Below are 23,233 nucleotides of genomic sequence, written 5' to 3' on the forward strand. Positions count from 1 at the left end.
CGTAGAGTGTCGTTCTTGATTTCTGCGCTAGTCGAGGTGCCGGCTTTGCAGAATCAGGTTCGGATTGGGGCACAAATCGGCCCATTTCTCTCGCTCCGCTGGGAGCGCTACGCCCGGAAAATCACCCTCTAGGCTCTGCATATCAGCTATAACCTGAAAGTGAAGGTGAGGTGGCCAGTCGCCATTCTCGGGGTGTGGGCCTACTTCGGCAAACGTGATGCCCGGCTCCACCAGCATTCCCGGCCGCAGCAACGCCACTTCACGGCGGCCTAAGTGCCCATAGAGGGTATAAAATGTGGTGCCTTCCAGCTTGTGCTCCAGAATAACGGTAGGGCCATAATCACCGAAATTATCATTGTCGGCGAGGCTGTGTACGGTAGCTGGCAAGGGCGACCAAACGGGCGTGCCGGCCCGCACCCAGACATCGACGCCCAGGTGCAAAGAGCGCGCTGGCACGGCTGGGTCGCCAAACAAACCAGGGCTGCGGCGGTAGATAATACGATTCTCCAAATAGCCACCAACCCCAATTAATGCTCCCTGAGCTTCCAGCAGTTCAGTTACCAACTCCTCAAAAGCAGCGGTATCGCGCAAATCAGCTTCCAAGACTCGCGGATTGCGGTCGGTAAAGTCGAGCCGACATACTTCCGGGCTGTTCAGGTCAATGGGCAGCACCGGCCCGAATTGCGCCTGATGCCGTTGTAAGAGTTGAGAAAGTTCAGTCATATAAATTTCGGGAGCAGATGACCGTTTATGAGGCATTCGTAAATACAGAAAGCTCATAACCGCGCTGACCTTACCACGTAAAGTCGGGCGCAAGCTAAGGTCTGAGCAGCATTAATCCCGTACTTTTGTACCTAGGTTTCCAAGTTCCTAAGCCCCAGTCCTCCATCCAGAATGAGCAGTCCTTACCTCACCCTCCACGTTGTCGAGCTCACCCACGAAACGCCCGACGCCGTTACTATCCATCTTGAACAACCCACCCGCCAGCCCATTGCCTGCCAGCCCGGCCAGTTTCTAACTCTGATTCTGCCCTGCGGTCCGGGGGGCAAAAAAGAGCGCCGCGCCTACTCCCTGAGCAGCACGCCGCACGAAGCCCCGCGCCTGTCCGTCACGGTGAAGCGCGTGCCGGGAGGTTTGGTAAGCAACTATCTGCTTGATACAGTGCGCGTAGGCCAGCAAATCGAGGCAATGGCGCCGCTCGGAAACTTTACAGTGAAGCCCAGCCCAAAATCGGCCCGCTCGTTGGTGCTGGTGGGTGCCGGCAGCGGCATTACGCCCCTGATGAGCATACTAAAAGCCGTGCTACGCGAGGAGCCACAAAGCCATATCTTGCTCGTGTACGGCAACCGCAACGAAGAATCCGTGATTTTTCGGCAGCAGCTGGCCACGCTGGAGCAGGAGTCGGGGGGGCGTTTGCAAGTCGAGCACGTATATAGCCAACCTGCCAATCCGGCAACTACCCAGCACAAAGGCCGCCTGAACCGCACCATGCTGCTGCGCATTCTGGAGCAGCGCCACCAGTTTCCGGCCGAGCAAGCCGAATACTACCTGTGCGGCCCCGATGGCCTGATGCAGGAAGCTCGCTCTGCGCTGGACTTGCTAGGTGTTCCTGCTGCTAATATTCATCGTGAAAGCTTTGTAGCCGCCGCCGACAGCACCGAAGCCGCTGCTGCCCAGCCAAACGGTCACGGCGACGTATCAACGGCCGACGACGATGGCAAAATCGTGACCCGCACGGTAACTATTAATTATGAAGGCAGTGAGTATAAACTGGTAGTTGAGCCCAACCAAACGATTCTGGAAGCGGCTCTCGATCAGGATATCGACTTGCCATATTCCTGTCAGGCAGGCTTGTGCACGGCTTGCCGCGGCAAGTGTCTGTCGGGCAAAGTGCACTTGGATGAGCGTGAAGGCTTATCCGACTCCGAAATGAAACAAGGCTACGTACTTACTTGCGTTGGTCATCCGCTCACAGCCGACGTCGTTATTGAGATAGCATAAAGACTTGGCGGAACGGAATTTCGCGTAAATGCCTCCTGTTGAGGCTGATTTGTACTAAGTTGATAGGAATTTGCCTCAACTATCGACAACATTAAATCGCTGGCTTATCTTGTACTCCCTATGCTACACGCCGCCCCCGAAATTCAACTCGCCTCGGCCACAGATACCCAGCGCCCAGCGCGCCGCTACTTGCCCGAAGATTTTGTCGTAACAGATTGGTCTGCCCTTGAATCATACTTTATTGAGCTGCGCGACCGGGAAATAAATGCCCCCCAGGAGCTGGAAGAGTGGCTGCTAGACCGGAGTGAACTGGAAAGCGCGTTGAGTGAAAACCTGGCGTGGCGCTACATCCGCATGACCTGCGATACGCAGGATGAGGAACGCGCCGAAGCCTTCCAATACTTCGTGAGTGAAATTGAGCCCAACGTAGCGCCCTACGATCACGCCCTGAACGAAAAGCTTATCCAATCGGAGTACGTGGGCGAGCTGGATCCGCAGCGGTATCGTGTGTTTATCCGTTCGGTTCGGCAAGCTCTGGAGATTTATCGGGCCGAGAATATTCCGCTCAAAACCGATATCAGCACGAAGCAGCAGCAATATGCGGCTACAGTAGGCGCGATGACGGTCACGATAAACGGGGAGGAAATGACGCTGCCGCGGGCAGCTGATTTCCTGAAAAACCCTGATCGGGCAGTACGTGAGCAAGCTTACGTAGCTGTGCAGGAGCGACGCTTACAAGACAAAGACTCTCTCGATACGTTATTTACGCAGTTGGTGCGTTTGCGCCACCAGATGGCTTTGAACGCGGGTTTTAAGAACTTCCGCGATTACATGTTTGCCGCGCTGGGTCGCTTCGACTACACGCCCCAGGATTGCTTCAACTTCCACCGCGCCATTCGCGAAACGGTAGTGCCACTCATCGACGACCTCGACTTAGAGCGCCGCCAGGATCTAAATTTGCCAGAGCTGCGTCCGTGGGATCTGGATGTGGATGTGAGCGGTAAAGCGCCGTTGCGCCCATTTGAGACGGGCGCGGAACTGCTCGAAAAAACCATCACCGTTTTCCAACACCTTGACCCTTATCTCGGTGATTGTCTGCGCACGATGCGTCAGATGGGCCACCTCGACCTAGAGTCGCGGAAAGGGAAAGCGCCTGGTGGCTACAACTATCCGCTGGATGAAACCGGGGTGCCGTTCATCTTCATGAACGCAACCTCTTCCTTGCGCGACGTGGTTACAATGCTGCACGAAGGCGGCCACGCCGTGCACTCTTTCCTGACCCGTACGTTGCCGTTATCGGCCGACAAGCACCCACCGAGTGAAGTAGCCGAGTTAGCCTCCATGAGCATGGAGCTAATGAGCATGGATCATTGGGACGAGTTTTTTCCAGATGCTGATGAACTGCGTCGGGCTAAGAAAACGCATCTGGAAAGCGTACTTGAAACCTTCCCTTGGGTAGCTACCATCGATAAGTTTCAGCACTGGATTTACGAAAACCCGGAGCATACCACGGAGCAGCGCTACGAGCGCTGGGTGCAGGTATTCGACGAGTTTAACCAACGCACAGTAAGCTGGAAAGGCCTTGAGCAATACAAGCCGTATCTGTGGCAGAAGCAGTTGCATCTGTATGAGGTGCCGTTCTACTACATTGAGTACGCCATGGCTCAGCTTGGGGCTATTGCCGTTTGGCGTAATTACCGTCAGAATCCGCAGCAGGGCCTAGAGGCCTATAAGCGCGCTTTGGCATTGGGCTACACGGCGCCCATCGGCGAAATTTATGCTGCCGCCGGTATTCGCTTCGATTTTAGCACCGAATATCTGCGCTCCCTAGCTGACTTTGTGCGTGAGGAAATGGCTCGGTTGTAAGAAATAGAGGCATAACTCACTACTACCCAAAAAAGCCCCCAGATAGTTCTGGGGGCTTTTTTGGGTAGTAGTGAGTTATGCTTATTGCTGCAGCTCGAACAAAGGCACAGGCTGTAACTGCCGGTACTCACCACCTATCTTAGAAATCTCAGACTCGTGCAGCTTTAAGTAGTTGTTAAACTGTTTTGCCGCCTGATCGTAGCGGACGCGGTAGCCAACCACTTCATTATCAGCTATCTTAATATTTTCGGTAAGCGTCTGTACAGTTTCGTTGACAGGGCCACTAGCAGTGAGTGCTACGGCATAAACTGCCCGTAGCACTGAATCCTGAGCGTTGTCGTAAGCATCAATGCGTTCAGAAGCAGCCATGCTTTGTTGGTTGTAGCGCAACGCTTTGAGCCGCTCATTAGCACGTGTTAGCTGTTGCACCTGAGTTGCATCAGTATTGGGTTGCTTGCGCAACTCGCTCAGTACTTGTGTAGTGGCTTCTATTTTGGCGTCGTCACTGGCTATCATCGTCTTCCAGCGTACATCCAGCGTGTCGCGGAATACATCGAGCTGTGCCTTGGCAGCGGCCGGCGATACAGGATCGACAACGGCATTTTTATTGGCTGGGTCAGTTTTACAGGCGGTAAAGGCGGCCACAAATAGAAAGAATGCTAGCTGAATTAACTTTTTCATAGGGGCAATAACGCCGAAGTTCGGCGAAGAAATATATGGTAAGGGTTAAACAGGTTTAAATTGTTCAAATAGTTGTCGACAGTCGTTACAATAGTGCATAGAACGACACAAAGTAGCTCCAAAAGGCGTCCGCAGCTCCGTATTATGACTGTTGCAGTGCGGACACTGAGCATACTCCAGAATATCAAGGTCTAGAATCCCTTGGTACGTGGGGGGAGGCGCAAGGCCAAAGTTCTTCAGTGCCTCCCGACCTTTATCCGAAACCATATTTGTATCCCAAGGTTCCTCAAAGCTCATTTCCGTGGTCACTTCGGCTATGCCGTGCGCTTGTAGCGTTTGCACTACGTCACGCTGCATGTAGTCCATGGCCGGGCAGCCCGAAAACGTCGGCGTCATCTTCACTGTTACGCGCCCGCTCTCGTCTATCACTACGTCGCGGATTACTCCCAAATCCACCAACGACAGCACTGGAATCTCGGGATCTTTTACCGCTTCGAGCCAGGTAAGAATGGTGGCCTTATCCATGAGTAGTGAGTAGTGAACTTCGGTTTAGAGGTTACGGATGCTAAGGTTGAACAAGCGATTCCGCATTACCATTCCGCCGTCGGATCGACCCGAAATACTTCGGCCATCTCATCCAGTAAGGGCTGCAGATATTCTGTGTGTTGACCAACTCGCCCGCCATAGACGGGTGTAAGAGTAGCCAAATCGGGAATGTCCAACGCAGTTTGACTCAGCACTTTGGTAATGTTCTCCTGCCAGTGTGCCTTGATTTCGTCTTCGCCTACGAAAATGCCTTCGGAGATAATCTCGGCTTCGGCTGCTGTTTTCTCGAACAAACCCAGCGCGTACGGTAAGGTGTAATTCAGTGAGTTTTGCAGTCTCTCAATAGCTTCTTCCGTCGAGCTACCAAGCTGCTTTATCCAGGTATTGGCGTGTAGCGTGTGGTACTTCAACTCGCCTTTGAGCTTGCGCGCTACCTGAGCTAACGGCTCGTAGCTGCTGTGGCTAAGCGCCTCGAAGCGTAGGATTTCGGCGTGGTCGTACAGGAAATGACGAATCAGGCTGAAGTCGTATTCCCCGATGGGTAGCTCTACTAACTGCGCGCAATGGAACTGGGGGGCATTTCTGGTGAAAGCTACCGTGTCGGGCTCCGCTTCGCCGAGCTGGTGCAGGAGGGTGTAGAGCTGCAGACTGTGGCCCAGTTTGTCTTGAGCCATGGAAGAAAAGGCAATATCTTCTTCCAGAATTGGCCCCAAGCCGTTCCACTCGGAGTTGCGATGACCTAGGATTAGCTGGTCGTCGGCGAGGCGGTAGAGCAGGTCTTTTAGCGCGTCGGTGTTCATGCTTGGGGGGCGTTTTCGGGATTCTCAGCTTTGAAGCGCTCGATTTTGTCCTGCACTTTGTAGGCCAGGGCGTCGCGGTATTTTTTCTCAGGGGTAGTCGACCAGATGTCACGGTCGTCTTCGTCGGAGAGCAGAATATCGGCCGAGCGAATCACCCACACATTTACTACTGGCTTTTGCTCGCCAAAAACTGCTTTGGCTTGCTGTAAGGCCATTGCATGCGAGCTAGCCCGCACTTTACCCACGTGCACGTGGGCTTTGCCGCGCTTCTTCAGGTGAAAAATATCGTAGTCTTCCTCACCCGCCGCGTAAGCTGCCTGTTCCTCCGCCGATTCGGAAAGTGGTGCTTCCGTGGGCTCATTTTGACCCCCAGGCAGCGTGTCGTACACAGAACCGGCATCGTCGCCGTATGCTGTCACCTGCACGGCGCTAGTAGGCGTCACCCACAGACCAGTGCACGCAAAACGACGACTATACTGCTCTTTACCAAATAAAAAAGCTACCTCCAGCGAAGGCGCATGCACTGGCCCGACGTAAGTGTAAGCCGTGCCTTCCTTTTTCTGGTGGAACACTTCATACGTCTCGAACTGGTCTAGCTCAGGCTTATCGGGTGGGGGCGTAGGCGAATCGGGCAGCCCAAGGCGGGCAATGCGCGGGTCGAGGGAGGAGAGGGACATGGGAGAATCGTATATCAAGCTAATGGAACGTCATGCAGAGCGGCAGCGAAGCATCTTGCCCACTTCGTTGGAGTTAGCATTACAACGACCGCGAGCGAGATGCTTCGCTGCCGCTCTGCATGACGTTCTTCTTTATTTGAATCGGGCTACGCTAGGGGCTTTACGTATTTCGCTTTGGGCGAAAGCAAGGCACGGCGTACCCAAGCGCCATTTTCCTCCGCGGCGCGGCGTACGGCTAGGCGCTCAGCATTGCAAGGACCATCACCATTGATAACGCGCTTAAAGTCTTCCCAATCAGGCTCAGTGAATTCCCACACGCCATCTTCGTTTTTGCGCAGCTTAGCATCGGGCACCGTCAAGCCAAGTTCCCAGATTTTGGGCACGTACATATCGAGGAATTGCTGGCGGCAATGATCGTTGGAGGCCATTTTCACCTTCCAACGCATCAGAATTTCGGTGTGCACGCTCATCTTATCCGAAGGGCCGAAGAAGGTCATAATCGGCGGCCACCAACGATTCAGGGCCTCCTGAATCATGCGGCGCTGAATAGGCGTACCAGTAGCCAAATGTACCACGGCATCGTGACCGTACTTCAAGTGGAAGCTTTCCTCGGCGCAAATCCGCTCCAGAGCGCGGCAATATGGGCCGTAGCTGCCTTTGGCGTTGGCCATCTGGTTGACGATGGCGCCGGCGTCAATCAGCCAAGAAATGACGTTGGAATCAGCCCAGGTGAAGGCGGGATAGTTGAAGACGTTGGAGTACTTGCTCTTACCGTTAATCAGGTCAGAAAGCATCTGCTCGCGAGTTTTGCCCAGAGTCTCGGCCGCCGAATACAGTAGCTGCGCATGGCCTACTTCGTCCTGCACTTTGGCCATTTGAGCCATTTTACGACGGAAGCCGGGAGCGCGCGTAATCCAAGTGCCTTCGGGCAAGGAACCGATGATTTCGGAGTGGGCGTGCTGCTCAATCATGCGAATGAGCTGCTTGCGGTACAAAGCCGGCATCCAGTCGCGCGGCTCGATTTTTTCGCCGCGGGCAATACGCGCCTCAAACTCAGCCAATAGGATTGGATCTTCGTTTTCGAGGCCGGTAGTAGCGCTGGCCGGAATATCGTGGGTGCTTGCGGAGCCGTACATAAGGGTGGGATTATGAAGGTGGAATGCTAAGTTTAGGAGTTGGCCAGACCAAGCAACAGCTGGTCGGCCAAGCGGTGCGCAATTTCACTGGGGGGCAATTTGCCCTCGGGCTTATACCAAGTTGGCAGCCAATTCAGACTAGCAAGTAGCGTGAGCGTTGCAAAAGCGGCATCAGGTGTGCGCAAGTCGTTTTGCTCGATGCCGCGCTGAATTAAAAGTCGGAAGCCAGTTTCGTACCGCTCGCGCAACGCCAAAAATTCGGTGCGGGCGGGTTCGCTCAGGTGGCGCCACTCGTGCAGAAACACGGCAGAAGCGGCTACATCCTGGGTCAGTACGCGCACGTGGCTTTCGATGGCCCGGCGCAGTTGCACGGCGGCAGGCTCAGCAGCATCATGGGTAGCGGCGGCAAAGCCAGCAAAAAAGTCTTCAGCCAAGCGGAAGCAGATGCGGTGCAGTAGCTCTTGCTTGGACTTAATATGGGAATACAAGCTGCCTGCCTCTAGGCCCAACGCCTCCGCTAGCTCGCGCATACTGGTGGCCGCAAAACCCCGTGTCCGAAACAGGGCCGTAGCCGTCTGGTCGATCTGGGCTTTCCGCGAAAGGGTAGGGGCAGTGGCTTCCATATTCTAGTCAACAAAGCTAAGGTTCCTAACGTTCGTTAGCAAGTGGAAGTTGCGTTTAGTATAGTGCTGCAAATCACTCCCTAAACCCAATACTACTCAGCGGTAAACCTTATGAGCAAATTGCTGCCAACGCCAGCCCAAAACCTCACGTACCTTTGCACCTATGAGCGACATCACACCTCTCGATAAAGTCGGCGAATTCGGCCTTATCCGCCGCATCCAAGAAACCATCACCCTGCGCCAGCCCAGCACCACGCTCGGCATCGGCGACGACGCCGCCATCCTGACGCCCGCTGCCCAACACGATATCGTGGTGAGCACCGACCTGCTGGTGGAAGGCGTCCACTTCGATCTTACGTTTTGCCCCCTAAAGCACGTGGGCTACAAAGCCGTGGCCGTCAACGTGTCGGATATTGCCGCCATGAATGCCCTGCCCACACAAATTGTGGTAGGCCTCGCCATCGGCAGCCGCTACTCCGTGGAGGCCATTGATGAGCTATACGAAGGCATGCGCTTAGCCTGCGAGGCCTACAAAGTAGACTTAGTTGGCGGCGACACCACCGCTAGCCGCGGTGGCCTCACCATCAGCATCACGGCCATGGGCCAAGTAGAAACTGGCCGCGCCGTACGCCGCAGCGGAGCCCAGCCCAACGACCTGATTTGTGTAACCGGCGACCTCGGGGGGCTTTTTTGGGCCTACAAGTGCTCGAACGCGAAAAAGCCGCCTTCCTCGCCGACCCCGACATGCAGCCCGAGCTAGCTAACTACACCTACGTGCTCCAGCGCCAGCTCCGCCCCGAAGCCCGCCTTGACATTATTCACGAGTTGCGCGACTTGGGCCTCACACCCACCAGCATGATCGATATTTCCGACGGCCTGGCCTCCGAAATCCTGCACATCTGCACGGCCTCGGGTACGGGAGCCCGCATTTTCTCCGAGAATCTGCCCGCCGCCAACCCTATGCTGGAAGTCGCTAACGAGTTCAACCTCGATCCCATCACGTGCATGCTCAACGGTGGCGAAGATTACGAACTACTCTTCACGCTGCCCCTAGCCGACCACGCTAAAATCAAAAACCATCCCGACATCACCATCCTCGGCCACATCACCGAGAAAAGCGACGGTGTAAACCTTATCACCAAAGCCGGCCAGCCCGTCCCCATCACCGCGCAAGGATTTCAGCATTTCTAGATCGTAGTGCCTTGTAGATTACCAAGAAAAAAGCCCCCCAGACTAGTCTGGGGGCTTTTTCTTGGTGAAACTCATCTTAAACCTAATCCTCAGGATAAGGCACGTACACGAAATTCGTAAACTCCTCATCAAGTACGAATAAGCAGCAATACTCTTCCGGGTCTTTATAGGTCTGCTCGAAAGCCTCAATGCCTTCCGGGCTGATGACGCGCTGCTGCACGAATACATCCAGATACGAGGCGAAGACGTGCCACTCTAGGTTTAGCTCATCGGCATTCACCAAAAGGCCCCCAGCGGCACCTCCTGCCGGGCAAACACAAAGATGGGATACTTCGAAATCTCCCGCTTCCGAATTTGATAAGATGCTTCCTTCAGCGTGTCCGATACCGTGGCGAAATCCTTAGTGATAGTGCCGAGGTATTTACCGTTCAGTTCAGGGTCGTTAGCGTAGTCCATATTATAGAATTTGGTTACCAGCTGATAATGACAACTGTTTGGCCTTCCACGAATTGTTGGACGAAGAAAGTGTCAAAATCAGCTTTGTGTTCTTGGTCGACATAAGCCAGCATCCGCTTAACTTCGTGCTGACGGGTTAAGCATGTATCGTTGGCAAAGTCGATATAGAAAGCTTTAAGTACTCCTTTCGACTGGAAAGCTATTTCTTCAAAGTAGTATACTTCCGCATCAAACTCTTCATCCACATAAGCAAAATGCTTCGTGCGCATAAGGTGGTGAAAGAGCGGATACAACTCTGGGCATTCCTTAGCCTCCAGCCAGCACCCCTCCATTACTTCATGATTAACTATTCTAGCCAAGGTTATATCCAAACCCATAACTGTACAGTTAATAGATGAAAGACTACCGCAACTCCAGCGCCACCACATTCTCCACATGATGCGTGTGCGGAAACATATCCACCGGCTGCACGCGCGTCACGCGGTACGCGGCGTCTAGCAGCTCCAAATCCCGCGCTTGGGTGGCGGGGTTGCAGCTGACGTACACAATGCGGGGTGCGCGGATTTCGAGCAGGCGCTGCACTACGTCAGGGTGCATGCCGGCGCGGGGCGGGTCGGTGATGATGACGTCGGGGCGACCGTGCTGGGCGGTGAAGTCGGCGGTGAGTACGTCCTTCATGTCGCCGGCGAAAAAGGCCGTGTTCGTAATATGGTTGATTTCTGAGTTCACGTAGGCATCCTGCACGGCCTGCTCCACATACTCCACCCCGATAACTTTGCTAGCCTGCCGGGCCACAAAATTGGCAATGGTGCCGGCGCCGGTGTACAGGTCATACACCAGCTCATTGCCAGTTAGCTGGGCAAAGTCGCGGGCAATTTTGTAGAGGTTGTACGCTCCCTCGGAGTTGGTTTGGTAGAAGGACTTCGGCCCCACGCGGAAGCGCAGCCCCTCCATCTCCTCATGAATGTGGGGCTCACCTTTGTAGCACACCACCTCCAGGTCGTGGAAAGTCTCGTTGCCCTTGTTGTTGAGCACGTAGTTAAGCGACGTGATTTGGGGAAACTTCGCGTGCAGATAATCCAGCAGGGGCACTAGGGCATCGTGGTGGTAGTAGCACTGCAAAATCACCATCAGGTCGCCGGTATTGGCCGTGCGGATAATGAGGTTGCGTAAGAAGCCCTCCTGCGTCACCAGGTTATTAAAAGGCAAATCGTGCTCGTGAGCGTAGTTGCGCACCGCCAATCGAATCTCATTCGAAGGCTCGGGCTGCAGCCAGCAGTGCTGCACGTCGATGATCTTGTCGAAGCGGGCCGGAGTGTGAAAGCCCAGCACCCGGCGCTCAATCTCCGCGCCCGACTGAATCTGCTCGTTGGTAAGCCAGCCGTTGTGACTGAAGGTGTATTCGAGCTTGTTGCGGTAATAGGTGCGGGCCGGCGAATGCTGAATAGGCGCCACGGGGGCATTTCTACCTTACCAATGCGTTGCAAGGTGTCCTCTACCTGCTGCTGCTTGTACTGAAGCTGGGTATTGTAACCCAAGTGCTGCCACTTGCAGCCACCGCAGGTTCCGAAGTGCTGGCAAAACGGCTCCACGCGCAGGTCGGAATACTTATGGAAACGCGTCGGCACAGCTTCCAAGAAGCTTTTCTTGGCTTTGGTAATGCGCAGATCCACCACGTCGCCGGGCGCTACACCGGTCACGAAGATGACCAAGTTATCATGGCGCACGAGGCATTTGCCTTCGGCTACCATGGTCGTAATTTCAATTTCGCGGAGTCCTTCCGTCTTGAGTTTTTTAGCTGTCGTAGTCACGGGTGCAAAGGTAAGAGGTTAGACATGAGACTTTGGGATAGGAGAAATGAGATAAACGACCCTGACACGTGCTTCGCCTGTCTCACGTCTCACAGTCTCCTATCCCAAAGTCTCATGTCCAGGCTCTAAAATACCCCCCAACGGCCCCGCGAAAACCCGTAGTTTTGCCCCCAACTTGTCACAAGACAGCAGCTTTCGTTTCGCAGGGATGAATAGTAACATGAGTGAAGTGCTCAATAAGCGAGGCACCGTTTAAGCTCTCATGTTTCACAGTCCCGTGTCCCATAGTCTCACGTCTCACATATGAAAGATAAAGTAGTGCTCATCACTGGCGGAACCTCGGGCATCGGCCGGGCCTGCGCCGTAGTATTCGGGCAAGCCGGCGCCCGCGTCGTCGTCACCGGCCGCGACGGAGCCAAGCTCGCCGAAACCGCTCAACAGCTCACCCAGCTCGGCATTCAGCACCGCACCGTGCGCGCCGACGTGGGCGTAGAAACTGACTCAGCCCGCGCCGTCGAAGAAACCGTAGCCGCTTTCGGCCGCCTGGATGTGCTGATTAATAATGCCGGAATTTCTATGCGCGCCTTATTTCAGGATGCTGATTTGGAAGTGATTAAGCGCTTGATGCAAACTAACTTCTTCGGCACCGTCTTCACCACCAAGTTCGCCTTGCCGCATATTCTGGCCGCCAAAGGCTCAATCGTAGGCATCTCCAGCATCGCCGGTTACCGCGGACTTCCCGGCCGCACGGGCTATTCCGCCTCCAAATTCGCCATGCAGGGTTTCCTAGAAGCCCTCCGCACCGAGTTATTACCCCAAGGCGTACACGTGCTGGTCGCTTGTCCCGGCTTTACCGCCTCCAATATTCGCCAAACGGCCCTGGCCGCTGATGGCTCCGCCCAAGGTGAGTCGCCCCGCGACGAAGGCCAGATGATGAGCAGCGAAGAAGTAGCCGGCCACCTGCTGCGCGCCGTGCAGCAGCGCCGCCGCGACCTCGTACTCACCAGTCAGGGTAAACTGACCGTTTTCCTGAATAAATGGCTACCCGCTCTCACGGACAAGCTTGTGCTCAATCACTTTCGCAAGGAAGAAGGTTCACCTATCAAGTAGGACTGCCTAGCAACTAAAAAAAGCCCCCAGCTAGCCATAATGCCTTGCTGGGGGCTTTTTTCTTATTGCACAAGCATCAAATCGTGCCGTCGAATGTAGGCTGACTGTCCGCGCCATTGCACTTCGTACCAGATATCGCGCTGGCCTGTCACCACCAATCGGTCGCCAGCGGCGGCAGTTGTGAGCCAAGTAGCCCCAGGACTGGGAGCCCCCATTAGCGCCGCGGCAGACTTTGATACGATGCCTACCTTTTCCGGCCCGAATACATTTAGGTAAACAGCCGTCAATCCTATATACACAGCGTAAATTGCCCACCAGCCGGCTCCTATCTGGCGGTGCCGCACCAGAAGGAGCGTGCCACCTACCACCGCGCCCACCAACAATACCTGTAGAACGCGGTAGTAGTAGCGCCGAATAGTGATCAGGAGTTGTTGTTGCCAGGTGTTCGTATAGCCAGTAAGGCGATAATTTTGCGCCAGTTCTGTCATTTTACGCCAAGTCGCTGCCCGAGGCTGACGCGCCTGGGCAAGGCTCAGATAGTAAAGCGCGGCTGGGTAATGTTCCAGACCTTCCTGGATATAAGCCATGCGCAGCAGCAAACGTGTCGAGACCAACTGCTCTTGCCGCAATACCTGTCGATATAAAGGATAAGCCTGCTCGTAAGCCTTAGCTTCAAACAGAGAATCTGCTTTAGTAAGAACTGAGCTATTCTTTTGGCCCAGAACAGGTTGACTGAAAAACGCCAAAAAAAGAAAAAAAGATACAGCTTTTTCAACAAAACGTTTGGTGGTTAAAGAGCGGACCTCTACTTTTGTACCCGCAATCAAGGAAGGCAATTTCCAGTTGCAAATAAACGATTCTGTAGCTCAGCTGGTAGAGCAATACACTTTTAATGTATGGGTCCTGGGTTCGAATCCCAGCGGGATCACGAAAGCCACTCTTAACGGGGTGGCTTTTTTTGTTTTTAATACGTTTCTATACAAGCGTATAAGGCCTATTTCAGTTGAAGTAGTTTAAAACATAATCTTACATTTTGACCAAATTGTGGTCTTACAACTCAGGTTTGTAAGATTATATTTTTGCTCAAAGCTTAGGGTAGAAACTGTTTCTGTTCTCCTCTCCCACCCTATAGGCTGGGAGAGGGTGACGCAATCCGCCTAAAAAATCCTGATAACCTCCCGAAGTAGGCGGCAGCATCCCTCCGACTCTAAAGGCTATGCATCTAGGCTACGCCGCCGTGCTGGCTATCGAGGAAAGGCTGCCTTACCCTTATATTTTCTTAGCACCCCACTGGTAGGCCGTGCTCCGCCGTGCCCACTAAGCCGGGCAAAAGCCCGAGCATTTCGCTCCGCCCGAAAAAGCGAATCAGGATACTTAGACGGCTCGCGCAACCTGCACTGTCATTTAAGAACCAGACCAAGGAAAAGACCAATGCCATGGTTGACCGCTACTTCCGCCTCGATGGTGTCGCCTCTTACACCGCCCAAAACTTAAGTAAAGAAGCCAGCAGAAAGCAGCATACATTACTATTAACGTATACCGCTTCCAGCCGGCTTCTTTACTTTGAGGTACCGCTTACTTACGAATCAATTTTACGTGAGTTTGAATCTTTGCTCCTTTTAAGTGTAGGTAATATTCGCCTATCACGCTCATCTTATCTGCAAAATCGAGTTTTAACAGGGAGGTTGCAGCAGGCAAAACAACCCTACCGCTACTTACCTTCGACCCAGTCGACGACACCAGTGTATAGGTAATATCACCTTGAAAAGCTTCCGGCAATTCAATGTTAAAATACCCATCAGAAGAGGGGTTTGGATACACGTTTACTAGGGAGGTTGAAAAAATTAATTCCTTTTCTTCAAGCGTCGTTGATGTAGTGGAAGCAGTTAGAGCCGTCTGATTAGTAACGGTGAAGTTGACAGTGAGCGCGGTTCCGGCCGTGCCAGCCCCATTGCCTTGTGTGTATGGGGTAGCTTTGAGCGTGTAGCTACCTACGGGTGGGGTCCAGGGGTGGTAGTTGTAGCCCGTCGTAGGGTAAAGGGCGTAGGGCGCATTTGGATCGCTCTCACTCTCGGTCAGGTTAACGGTGCCACTTAAGATAAACACCACACTTCCTACCACCGTTGGGTTGGTATTGGCCCGTATGTTGAGATTTTTGGTGGGCAGGGTGGCCAAGTTCAGGACATCGCCCGCGACCAAGTCGCGAATGGGTAGGTCCGTGTCCGCATTGATAAGTGTGAAGCTCGTTACTTGCTGACCTGCTGGGATGGTAGCGGGGTTGACGGTGACGGTGACCTGATCCGCGGCACTGGCCTTGCCCAGGTTGTCGGTGACCACCAGGGCGAAGGTGTAGGTGCCGGCCACCAGGCTGCTGGCCGTCAAGCTCGCCGTGTTAGCCCCGCTCAAGCTGGCCGTACTGGGCGTGGTGCCCACCTGGCTCCAGCTGTAGCTGGCAATCGAGCCATCATCGGTGCCGGTGCCGGTGAGTACGACACTGTTGGTAGGTAGGGTGAGGGTCTTGTCGGCGCCGGCATTGGCCACGGGCGCCGGGTTGGTGGGCGTCGTGCCGCCCACACTGTAGATCTCGATGGCCGAGACCTTGGCGTTTTCCACCCCGCCCTCGCTGGCCAGCGAGCTGAAGGCCAGGTTGAGCGTGCCATCGGCGGCCGTCACAGTGACGGTTTCGCTGATGGCCGTGAAATTGCCCCCCGCCTTTTGGAAGATGTCGTAGTTGTCGAGCACTTTGGTGCCTTCCGCGCTCACGTCGAAGACGCGCAGCCCGGGGCCCCATTTGTCGATCTCGGCGAAGTGCAGCACGACCCGGTACTGCTGGCCGCTGGTGACGGGGAAGGCATAGGAGAAGAGGTTGCCGTAGCGCTCGCTCTGATACAGGCCATCGTCGGTGGTGTTGGCAATGGCGGTGCTGGTCGTGTAGGAGTTGCCCGGGGCGGGGGTGAAGCTGTTATCGGCGGCAAACGTGCCCAGTGAGGTGGTCAGTTGCCCCCCGCCCGCGTTCACCCGGTACAAGGCCGTACTGCTGGGCGGCGTGGTCGTGGCCGGGTTAACGGTGACAGAAACAGCCTCTGAGTCTGTAGCGGTGCCATCGGAGACGACCACAGTGATGGTATGGTTACCAACCTGAGCAGCGGTAGGTGTCCAGCTAAAGGCTCCGGAGGAGCTAATAGTGGCACCTGTCGGTATAGTGCCTGTCAAGCTGAAGGTCAGGCTTTGACCAGCATTGGGGTCCGTAGCTTGGGCCGAGAAGGTCAGGGCTGAGAGGGCATTCACCGTTTTAGGACCAATGGTGGCTAATACCGGCGGCTGGTTCGTAGGGGTGGTGGCGGGGTTGACGGTGACGGTGACCTGATCCGCGGCACTGGCCTTGCCCAGGTTGTCGGTGACCACCAGGGCGAAGGTGTAGGTGCCGGCCACCAGGCTGCTGGCCGTCAAGCTCGCCGTGTTAGCCCCGCTCAAGCTGGCCGTACTGGGCGTGGTGCCCACCTGGCTCCAGCTGTAGCTGGCAATCGAGCCATCATCGGTGCCGGTGCCGGTGAGTACGACACTGTTGGTAGGTAGGGTGAGGGTCTTGTCGGCGCCGGCATTGGCCACGGGCGCCGGGTTGGTGGGCGTCGTGCCGCCCACACTGTAGATCTCGATGGCCGAGACCTTGGCGTTTTCCACCCCGCCCTCGCTGGCCAGCGAGCTGAAGGCCAGGTTGAGCGTGCCATCGGCGGCCGTCACAGTGACGGTTTCGCTGATGGCCGTGAAATTGCCCCCCGCCTTTTGGAAGATGTCGTAGTTGTCGAGCACTTTGGTGCCTTCCGCGCTCACGTCGAAGACGCGCAGCCCGGGGCCCCATTTGTCGATCTCGGCGAAGTGCAGCACGACCCGGTACTGCTGGCCGCTGGTGACGGGGAAGGCATAGGAGAAGAGGTTGCCGTAGCGCTCGCTCTGATACAGGCCATCGTCGGTGGTGTTGGCAATGGCGGTGCTGGTCGTGTAGGAGTTGCCCGGGGCGGGGGTGAAGCTGTTATCGGCGGCAAACGTGCCCAGTGAGGTGGTCAGTTGCCCCCCGCCCGCGTTCACCCGGTACAAGGCCGTACTGCTGGGCGGCGTGGTCGTGGCCGGGTTAACGGTGACAGAAACAGCCTCTGAGTCTGTAGCGGTGCCATCGGAGACGACCACAGTGATGGTATGGTTACCAACCTGAGCAGCGGTAGGTGTCCAGCTAAAGGCTCCGGAGGAGCTAATAGTGGCACCTGTCGGTATAGTGCCTGTCAAGCTGAAGGTCAGGCTTTGACCAGCATTGGGGTCCGTAGCTTGGGCCGAGAAGGTCAGGGCTGAGAGGGCATTCACCGTTTTAGGACCAATGGTGGCTAATACCGGCGGCTGGTTCGTAGGGGTGGTGGCGGGGTTGACGGTGACGGTGACCTGATCCGCGGCACTGGCCTTGCCCAGGTTGTCGGTGACCACCAGGGCGAAGGTGTAGGTGCCGGCCACCAGGCTGCTGGCCGTCAAGCTCGCCGTGTTAGCCCCGCTCAAGCTGGCCGTACTGGGCGTGGTGCCCACCTGGCTCCAGCTGTAGCTGGCAATCGAGCCATCATCGGTGCCGGTGCCGGTGAGTACGACACTGTTGGTAGGTAGGGTGAGGGTCTTGTCGGCGCCGGCATTGGCCACGGGCGCCGGGTTGGTGGGCGTCGTGCCGCCCACACTGTAGATCTCGATGGCCGAGACCTTGGCGTTTTCCACCCCGCCCTCGCTGGCCAGCGAGCTGAAGGCCAGGTTGAGCGTGCCATCGGCGGCCGTCACAGTGACGGTTTCGCTGATGGCCGTGAAATTGCCCCCCGCCTTTTGGAAGATGTCGTAGTTGTCGAGCACTTTGGTGCCTTCCGCGCTCACGTCGAAGACGCGCAGCCCGGGGCCCCATTTGTCGATCTCGGCGAAGTGCAGCACGACCCGGTACTGCTGGCCGCTGGTGACGGGGAAGGCATAGGAGAAGAGGTTGCCGTAGCGCTCGCTCTGATACAGGCCATCGTCGGTGGTGTTGGCAATGGCGGTGCTGGTCGTGTAGGAGTTGCCCGGGGCGGGGGTGAAGCTGTTATCGGCGGCAAACGTGCCCAGTGAGGTGGTCAGTTGCCCCCCGCCCGCGTTCACCCGGTACAAGGCCGTGCCTGCTTCCGCTGTAATGGTTACTTGGAACGTATCTTCCACGAACAAGCCTTCCGCGTCGGTTGCCCGAATGGTCACGTTTGCGGCGCTTACTGCATTCGGAGCGTACGTGAGCGTTAGGGTGGTTCCGCTGAGGGAAGCAGAAACTACGTTCGGGTCGGAGTTAGCTGCAATTGTTAGGGTAAGGTTGGCGGTGCCGCCGTTATCAGCGAAGACAGTAGCTAGGTTGAGCTGCGTGGGGGGGCTGTTTTTTGGTACTGTAACATCCGCGATAGGAGTAGCGACCGTCGGAGCCGAAGCCGTAGGATTATCATTCACCCCGGATGCCCACTGTACCAAACGCTGGGCAAAGAGTTTGTTATCTACGCGGCTCAGTTGCGTACCCGCACCCGCATTCCAGAAGGCATTGCGATCAAAAAAGCCGAGTACTCGTCCTTGGCCCACTTTTGCGGCGGCAATAGCGGCATCCGCGGGGGTTACGGCGCCATCCAAGCTGTTGAGCTTGGCGCAGCAGGCGGGCATATAAGCCAGAATGGTAGCCGGGGCGCTCGTCCGAATAGGACTGGCTCCTTCTGCTTCAATCGTTAAGCCGCTGGTTTTATTAAATCCATTGATGTAGTGATCAACAGCCCACTGCGTTAAACTGAAAGTAGTCACCCCATTATCCCGCAAGAACTGCATGCCAAACTGTTGGGTGAGGTCATTATCACTTAACGATCCCGCCGTACTATTAATGCCCCCTCCAAATGCTCCATCCGACCAAGCTACTAAGCCGCCCCCAGCGTTCACCCAGGTAGCCACAGCCGCTTTTTCGGCGTCGGTAAAGCGGCGATTATTAGAGCTTAAAATCAATACTTTGTATTGGTTTAGCGTAGTAGCATTTAGGGTGACACTAGCGTCCAAGGCTTCCGTGGTTACCATGCCAACATCCTTCAACGCCTGATTGAATTGCGACATGCCTGTGGTGCCGGTATCTGAGAGTTTCATATCTACCTCGGCAGGCGGAATACTACCATAGAGGTAGAGGACCTTTACGGTCGCAGCGGACCCCGAAACCGTGAGAGACACGGGCAAGGTAACATTAGGGTACCCTGGCGCGGTTGCGGTAATCGTAGCGGAGTAGTTACCAGCTGTTAAGCCCGTTGTGTTCACCGTCAGCGTGACCTCACTGCCTCCTAACAAGTCTATAGTGCCTGTGGCTGGGCTTACTGTAAGCCATGCGGGGAGCTGGTTTGTGGCGATACTATAAGTAGGCGCGCCACTCAATGACCACAGCAATACCTCTTTGCTAGTCGTAGACCCCTGCGTAGCCGTTAACTGTACCTGGGCTGGTGAGAAGCCTATTGTATAATTAGGCGTGCGGGGAAAGTACCGCTTACGGGCGGTCGTTTGCGGGTTCGTGCGGGCGTTGAGGGAGCCGTTGGAGACAAATAGCTCTTCCCCGATTACTTCAGCGCTGGGGCCAAACAAATTAACGGGAAGCGGCGCCTGTTCGGCCCACGTGTCCGTGGCCGGGTCATACGTGGTGATCGTATTTAAAATATTATTATTCAGTGAAACGCCCCCCACCAGTGTTATTTTACCATCGGCAACAAAGGTGGCCGATTCACTGTGGGAGCGGGCATAAGGCAATGCCTTCAGGTCGGACCATGTGTTCGTAGTCGGATCATACACATTTGCCGCACTGACGTCTAGGACGGGGCCATCATGGCCAGTCTGGCCGCCGAGGGCATATATTTTGCCGGCCACGACCGCGCTGGCAAAGTGGCAGCGCGGCAGTGGCATAGGGGCAGCGTTACTCCAGCCCGCCGCGAGGTTATCTAAGTCCAGCACATAGTGGGCGGCATTGCCTGTTTGACGGTCGGGCATCATACCCCCAAACGAGTACAGCTTACGCCCGACTCGAACGAGTGCATTCCCACCCATTACAGCTGGCAACTTGGGCCCACTACTCCAGGTGTTGGTGTTTACATCATAGATCTGCAGCGCGTCCGTGTTAGGCTTGCCGGCCTCCAGTCCTGTAAAGCCACCAGCGACGTATATCTTGCTCCCATCAGTGGCAACACCTGCGTGGGTGACCGGAAGAGGCATATCCGCCAGATACGTCCACGTGTTCGTGGCTGGGTCGTACGACTCACACTTGGGGGTAGTTCCTGTTTCGGCCGTAAAGAAGCCGGACATAACTTGCATTTTATTAGCCACCGAAACACTGACACCAACCCACTTAGGCGTGTTGGAAGGAGCAATGTTTACCCAATCGGTTGTTTGCGTATTGGCCGTCACATAGAGAAAGTCCCAGGTAGCAGTGAAGGGCGTGGCCCCCGCGACGTGGCGATAACACCGACTGCATAGGCTTTGCCACTCTGCAGGGCGCTCAGAAGCGCCCCGCTTACCTGAATAGGGTTGCCTAGGTTAGTACTTGCTCCCCCGTTGATAGCGTACTTCGGCTGCACGGCGCCCGTCGTCGGGTTAACAACGAAAAAGAAGTCCAACGTGGAACTAGGAATGCCACCGGGTAAGGGAAAGGTCGTGGTCACCGGGGATCCAGCATTTTCATAGACTACTTCGAGCCCACCTGTACCGTTATTGGCCGTGAGCGCTATTTTCAAGTAGTTATCTTGGTCCCCATTGCTGAGGTAAATTCCCTGTGACTGGAAATTTTGAGGCGTCTTGTTATTAAAGAAAGGTCCCAGTAATCGTCCCTGCACCGTGAAGGGGGCTGTGGAAGCCTTCACCCCAAAATGAAAAGCATTTTCTTGGCTATTTAATGCTCCGAGAGCATCGCCGGGGGTTGTATTCACGACGGAAAAGGCACCTACCGCGCCCCCGGCAATGAGGTTGTTTTCATCAAATAACTCCGTATAAACGGTCGTCTTATTACTGAGCAAGCCAGTAAAGCCCACGCCGAACAGGCCTGTTCCGGGGCTATTGTTGAATAAGTCGTACTTGATGGGAAGGACCGTTGTCAACCCATTGGTGTTATCTAAAGGAAAGAAGTCGAAGTTGTCCGCAATGGCATCGTTATCATCGTCTATATCATTTAAATCCGAGATGTAATCGCCATCAGCATCGGGGGGCATACTAGAGGCGGAACACGGCTGGGTAGCGTTATCAATCTCGTCCGCATTCGTATACCGGTCTAGGTCATCGTCGTTGCTATCGTATTTGCCCGTACAAACCAAAAAGTCCTGGGGCTCAAATATGGTAATAGCATTAGCTCCGTAGGTAACGGCCCATACGGATCCGGGAAAGATATCATTATCACCCTGGGCAACAATATCTAAAGGGGTGGAGCCAAAACCTGAAGCAAAAGGGAGATCTTCATTTAATTTATTTGTTGTGTTCCGGGGGTTTGTTACGTCAGTACCATCGGCCGTCAGGGCGATTTTAACGATGTTACCGTCAAAGCTGCAAGCCAGCAAGCTACCTTGCAGAGCTCCGCCAAAATTGGAAGCGGTATACTCCGCCATTCCATTCGTTGAGGCGGTAAACGTTAGCAGGTCCGTGCTCAGCGAGCTTCCGGGCATTTTAAAATCCCCTTCAATCGGATTTGCGTTTGCCACCGGAGGCCAGTCAGCAGGCAAGGGCGGGGTCCCAGTTTTGCTGGTGCGCCACACCCCGGAGGTGCCATTATGGGTATAGAGTCCAGCCCCAGCAGGGTTAGCTCTAGTGGGGTTGGGGTGACCCCCATAGTAGCTGCCCGGCGTATAGGTGTCCAGGCTGCCGACAAAGTCTAAATTATCGAGGTTATTGACTTGCCCTTCGCTCGGTGCAGGCCCGGTCGAGCCGGGTTCGCCCACGACATAGTTATTATTGGCATTGGCCGTACCCTCATTTTGGGGATAGCCTCCCCAGCCTTGGTTAGGACCGTTATCGATGGTATACATCCGCCGGGCCTTAGTAATCACTAAGTCATAAACATTGCGATAGCCAGGAGAATAAATCTGTACAGGCCCTCCTGCAACAATCTTCGCCTGGTTTAGCCCGTCATTCCCTCCAAAAGGGTCAAAAGGGTCGGAGCCATCCGGGTTGTTCGCCCGATCTGGGTCATCCAGCGTTGGGAGGTTATATTTAAAGGCGTTATTGCCGGTTCCCTGCGTAGGCAAGGCGTCAATGACCGTTAGATTAATCGAGAGGATAGCTGCTGAGAGCGCGTACTCGGGCGTATACGCAAAGTTTTTGGACGTACCTCCTGCATTGGTGTGTCCCCCTTGGGCCACATACAAGATATTGGTTTTCTCATCCAACTGCATACCATTAGAGGCGTGGTTCTCTTCCGAGCGCGGTAATCCACGCACTAAATCCAGCTTGGTCCAACTGGTGCCGCTACGCGTAAGTCTAGAAATAATGCCGGAGTTGGTATCCAAATTGAAATCGCCATCCGGACCACCAATGCGGCTGTCGCTGGAAGTGACATAAATAATTGGAGTAGCCGCCGTGCCTTTCACGAGTATGCCCGTAACCTGTCGGGTGGTGACGCTCGTGTTTAAACTTCCGTTATCGTTATGATTAGGAATTTGATTAATAAGGTGGATCACCTCTGTCGCCGTAACGGAGTAGTCATTAGCTGCATTTCTTTTGATAGTAAAAACCTGAATAATTCCAGCTTGTTGAGAGACGTATAAACGCCCATCAGGCCCAAATTGCAGAGAAGTGGGTTGACCTAGCGCGGTACCCTTCAACCCACTTGGGGCGAAGTTATACTGCGCATTAGCAAGCATCGTCCCGGCTATATCGATTGGCGGGAGTTTTGCTCCTTTCTTCTTTTCTTTTTGCGCTAGTACACTAGCAGGATAAATGCCCGATAGAAGTATACCTAGAATGGTAAGCCAACAAAAGCATCTCCTCCCGACAGAATGCTTAACATAAAGTAGGTGCTGATTCATAACACGTGATATTGAAAGGATGTTGAACACTGACCACAATCACCCCAAATGTTAATTTAAATGACTGAAAATCAGTTAATAGATAAAAGTACGGTGAGCGCAAACTATCCTAAAGCGGCAAAAGCCGGTTAGGTATATCTTGAAATTTGTGTGTGCTGAGTGTAAGGCTATGAATGCTCCTCCCTTAGGATAAAAAGTGAAAGCCTGGGCTTGGCATTGAGGGCTAATAAAGCATAGCCAGCGTCAACCTCGTAAGCCTACTTCTTTCCAAGAGATCTGC

At 54.7% G+C, this 23,233-nt stretch carries 14 protein-coding genes, 1 tRNA gene and 3 pseudogenes; 5 read left to right on the forward strand and 13 right to left on the reverse strand.

What is annotated here, in order from left to right:
* Window positions 1-27 precede the first annotated feature (27 nt).
* Entirely contained in the window at window positions 28-723 is a 696-nt protein-coding gene (locus EPD59_RS07400; RefSeq protein ID WP_133272227.1) for a peptidoglycan DD-metalloendopeptidase family protein, read from the reverse strand.
* A gap of 171 nt (window positions 724-894) precedes the next feature.
* On the opposite strand from EPD59_RS07400, the gene EPD59_RS07405 reads away from it, so the two are divergent.
* Both EPD59_RS07405 and EPD59_RS07410 read left to right on the forward strand, forming a co-directional pair.
* Complete coding sequence (locus tag EPD59_RS07405) at window positions 895-2,001, forward strand: ferredoxin--NADP reductase (RefSeq protein ID WP_133272228.1); 1,107 nt, start codon at window positions 895-897, stop codon at window positions 1,999-2,001.
* Between the two features lie 120 nt (window positions 2,002-2,121).
* The gene (locus tag EPD59_RS07410; protein ID WP_133272229.1) at window positions 2,122-3,867 is read left to right on the forward strand and encodes a M3 family oligoendopeptidase; all 1,746 of its coding nucleotides are present in this window, start codon (window positions 2,122-2,124) and stop codon (window positions 3,865-3,867) included.
* A gap of 81 nt (window positions 3,868-3,948) precedes the next feature.
* Here the strand turns inward: EPD59_RS07410 and EPD59_RS07415 are convergent, their stop codons facing one another.
* The 6 genes from EPD59_RS07415 to EPD59_RS07440 form a co-directional block, all read right to left on the reverse strand.
* Entirely contained in the window at window positions 3,949-4,548 is a 600-nt protein-coding gene (locus EPD59_RS07415; protein ID WP_133272230.1) for a hypothetical protein, read from the reverse strand.
* A 45-nt stretch (window positions 4,549-4,593) separates the two neighbouring features.
* Window positions 4,594-5,073: a 1,2-phenylacetyl-CoA epoxidase subunit PaaD gene (gene paaD / locus EPD59_RS07420; protein WP_133272231.1), complete on the reverse strand. Its 480-nt coding sequence runs from the start codon at window positions 5,071-5,073 to the stop codon at window positions 4,594-4,596.
* 65 nt (window positions 5,074-5,138) lie between these two features.
* Window positions 5,139-5,894 carry a 1,2-phenylacetyl-CoA epoxidase subunit PaaC gene (gene paaC, locus EPD59_RS07425; RefSeq protein ID WP_133272232.1) on the reverse strand — a complete coding sequence of 252 codons (756 nt, stop codon included), beginning with the start codon at window positions 5,892-5,894 and terminating at the stop codon, window positions 5,139-5,141.
* Window positions 5,891-6,571 (reverse strand): phenylacetic acid degradation b, encoded by a 681-nt coding sequence (locus EPD59_RS07430; protein ID WP_133272233.1) that lies wholly within the window; start codon window positions 6,569-6,571, stop codon window positions 5,891-5,893. The genes paaC and EPD59_RS07430 overlap by 4 nt, the downstream gene beginning before the upstream one ends.
* 146 nt (window positions 6,572-6,717) lie before the next feature.
* Complete coding sequence (gene paaA / locus EPD59_RS07435; protein ID WP_133272234.1) at window positions 6,718-7,707, reverse strand: 1,2-phenylacetyl-CoA epoxidase subunit PaaA; 990 nt, start codon at window positions 7,705-7,707, stop codon at window positions 6,718-6,720.
* Between the two features lie 32 nt (window positions 7,708-7,739).
* Entirely contained in the window at window positions 7,740-8,330 is a 591-nt protein-coding gene (locus EPD59_RS07440) for a TetR/AcrR family transcriptional regulator (protein WP_133272235.1), read from the reverse strand.
* A 163-nt stretch (window positions 8,331-8,493) separates the two neighbouring features.
* Here EPD59_RS07440 and thiL point away from each other — a divergent pair.
* Window positions 8,494-9,521 (forward strand): annotated as a pseudogene (gene thiL, locus EPD59_RS07445) (thiamine-phosphate kinase).
* A gap of 82 nt (window positions 9,522-9,603) precedes the next feature.
* Here thiL and EPD59_RS07450 read toward each other — a convergent pair.
* The 3 genes and pseudogenes from EPD59_RS07450 to rlmD all read right to left on the reverse strand — a co-directional run bounded on the left by EPD59_RS07450 (window position 9,604) and on the right by rlmD (window position 11,728).
* A pseudogene (locus EPD59_RS07450) lies at window positions 9,604-9,977 on the reverse strand (hypothetical protein).
* A 14-nt stretch (window positions 9,978-9,991) separates the two neighbouring features.
* Window positions 9,992-10,354, reverse strand: coding sequence for a hypothetical protein (locus EPD59_RS07455; RefSeq protein ID WP_133272236.1), 363 nt, complete (start codon window positions 10,352-10,354; stop codon window positions 9,992-9,994).
* A gap of 25 nt (window positions 10,355-10,379) precedes the next feature.
* Window positions 10,380-11,728: pseudogene (gene rlmD / locus EPD59_RS07460) on the reverse strand (23S rRNA (uracil(1939)-C(5))-methyltransferase RlmD).
* A 363-nt stretch (window positions 11,729-12,091) separates the two neighbouring features.
* On the opposite strand from rlmD, the gene EPD59_RS07465 reads away from it, so the two are divergent.
* Window positions 12,092-12,898, forward strand: a complete 807-nt coding sequence (locus tag EPD59_RS07465) for an SDR family oxidoreductase (RefSeq protein WP_133272237.1) — start codon at window positions 12,092-12,094, stop codon at window positions 12,896-12,898.
* Window positions 12,899-12,960: 62 nt separating this feature from the next.
* On the opposite strand, the gene EPD59_RS07470 is transcribed toward EPD59_RS07465, so the two are convergent.
* The gene (locus EPD59_RS07470; RefSeq protein WP_133272238.1) at window positions 12,961-13,644 is read right to left on the reverse strand and encodes a hypothetical protein; all 684 of its coding nucleotides are present in this window, start codon (window positions 13,642-13,644) and stop codon (window positions 12,961-12,963) included.
* A gap of 109 nt (window positions 13,645-13,753) precedes the next feature.
* Here EPD59_RS07470 and EPD59_RS07475 point away from each other — a divergent pair.
* Window positions 13,754-13,826 (forward strand) — tRNA-Lys (locus tag EPD59_RS07475).
* Window positions 13,827-14,473: 647 nt separating this feature from the next.
* Here the strand turns inward: EPD59_RS07475 and EPD59_RS07480 are convergent.
* Window positions 14,474-20,350 carry a malectin domain-containing carbohydrate-binding protein gene (locus EPD59_RS07480; RefSeq protein ID WP_133272239.1) on the reverse strand — a complete coding sequence of 1,959 codons (5,877 nt, stop codon included), beginning with the start codon at window positions 20,348-20,350 and terminating at the stop codon, window positions 14,474-14,476.
* Window positions 20,347-22,788 (reverse strand): hypothetical protein, encoded by a 2,442-nt coding sequence (locus EPD59_RS07485; RefSeq protein ID WP_133272240.1) that lies wholly within the window; start codon window positions 22,786-22,788, stop codon window positions 20,347-20,349. Before EPD59_RS07485 ends, EPD59_RS07480 begins: the two co-directional genes overlap by 4 nt.
* Between the last annotated feature and the right edge of the window lie 445 nt (window positions 22,789-23,233).

It is taken from the genome of Hymenobacter radiodurans (assembly GCF_004355185.1).
GTDB lineage: Bacteria > Bacteroidota > Bacteroidia > Cytophagales > Hymenobacteraceae > Hymenobacter > Hymenobacter radiodurans.

Coding starts and splice junctions, on each gene's coding strand:
- EPD59_RS07400 (WP_133272227.1), bottom strand. CDS start 723: ATGACTGAACTTTCTCAACTCTTACAACGGCATCAGGCGCAATTCGGG.
- EPD59_RS07405 (WP_133272228.1), top strand. CDS start 895: ATGAGCAGTCCTTACCTCACCCTCCACGTTGTCGAGCTCACCCACGAA.
- EPD59_RS07410 (WP_133272229.1), top strand. CDS start 2,122: ATGCTACACGCCGCCCCCGAAATTCAACTCGCCTCGGCCACAGATACC.
- EPD59_RS07415 (WP_133272230.1), bottom strand. CDS start 4,548: ATGAAAAAGTTAATTCAGCTAGCATTCTTTCTATTTGTGGCCGCCTTT.
- paaD (WP_133272231.1), bottom strand. CDS start 5,073: ATGGATAAGGCCACCATTCTTACCTGGCTCGAAGCGGTAAAAGATCCC.
- paaC (WP_133272232.1), bottom strand. CDS start 5,894: ATGAACACCGACGCGCTAAAAGACCTGCTCTACCGCCTCGCCGACGAC.
- EPD59_RS07430 (WP_133272233.1), bottom strand. CDS start 6,571: ATGTCCCTCTCCTCCCTCGACCCGCGCATTGCCCGCCTTGGGCTGCCC.
- paaA (WP_133272234.1), bottom strand. CDS start 7,707: ATGTACGGCTCCGCAAGCACCCACGATATTCCGGCCAGCGCTACTACC.
- EPD59_RS07440 (WP_133272235.1), bottom strand. CDS start 8,330: ATGGAAGCCACTGCCCCTACCCTTTCGCGGAAAGCCCAGATCGACCAG.
- EPD59_RS07455 (WP_133272236.1), bottom strand. CDS start 10,354: ATGGGTTTGGATATAACCTTGGCTAGAATAGTTAATCATGAAGTAATG.
- EPD59_RS07465 (WP_133272237.1), top strand. CDS start 12,092: ATGAAAGATAAAGTAGTGCTCATCACTGGCGGAACCTCGGGCATCGGC.
- EPD59_RS07485 (WP_133272240.1), bottom strand. CDS start 22,788: ATGCTTGCTAATGCGCAGTATAACTTCGCCCCAAGTGGGTTGAAGGGT.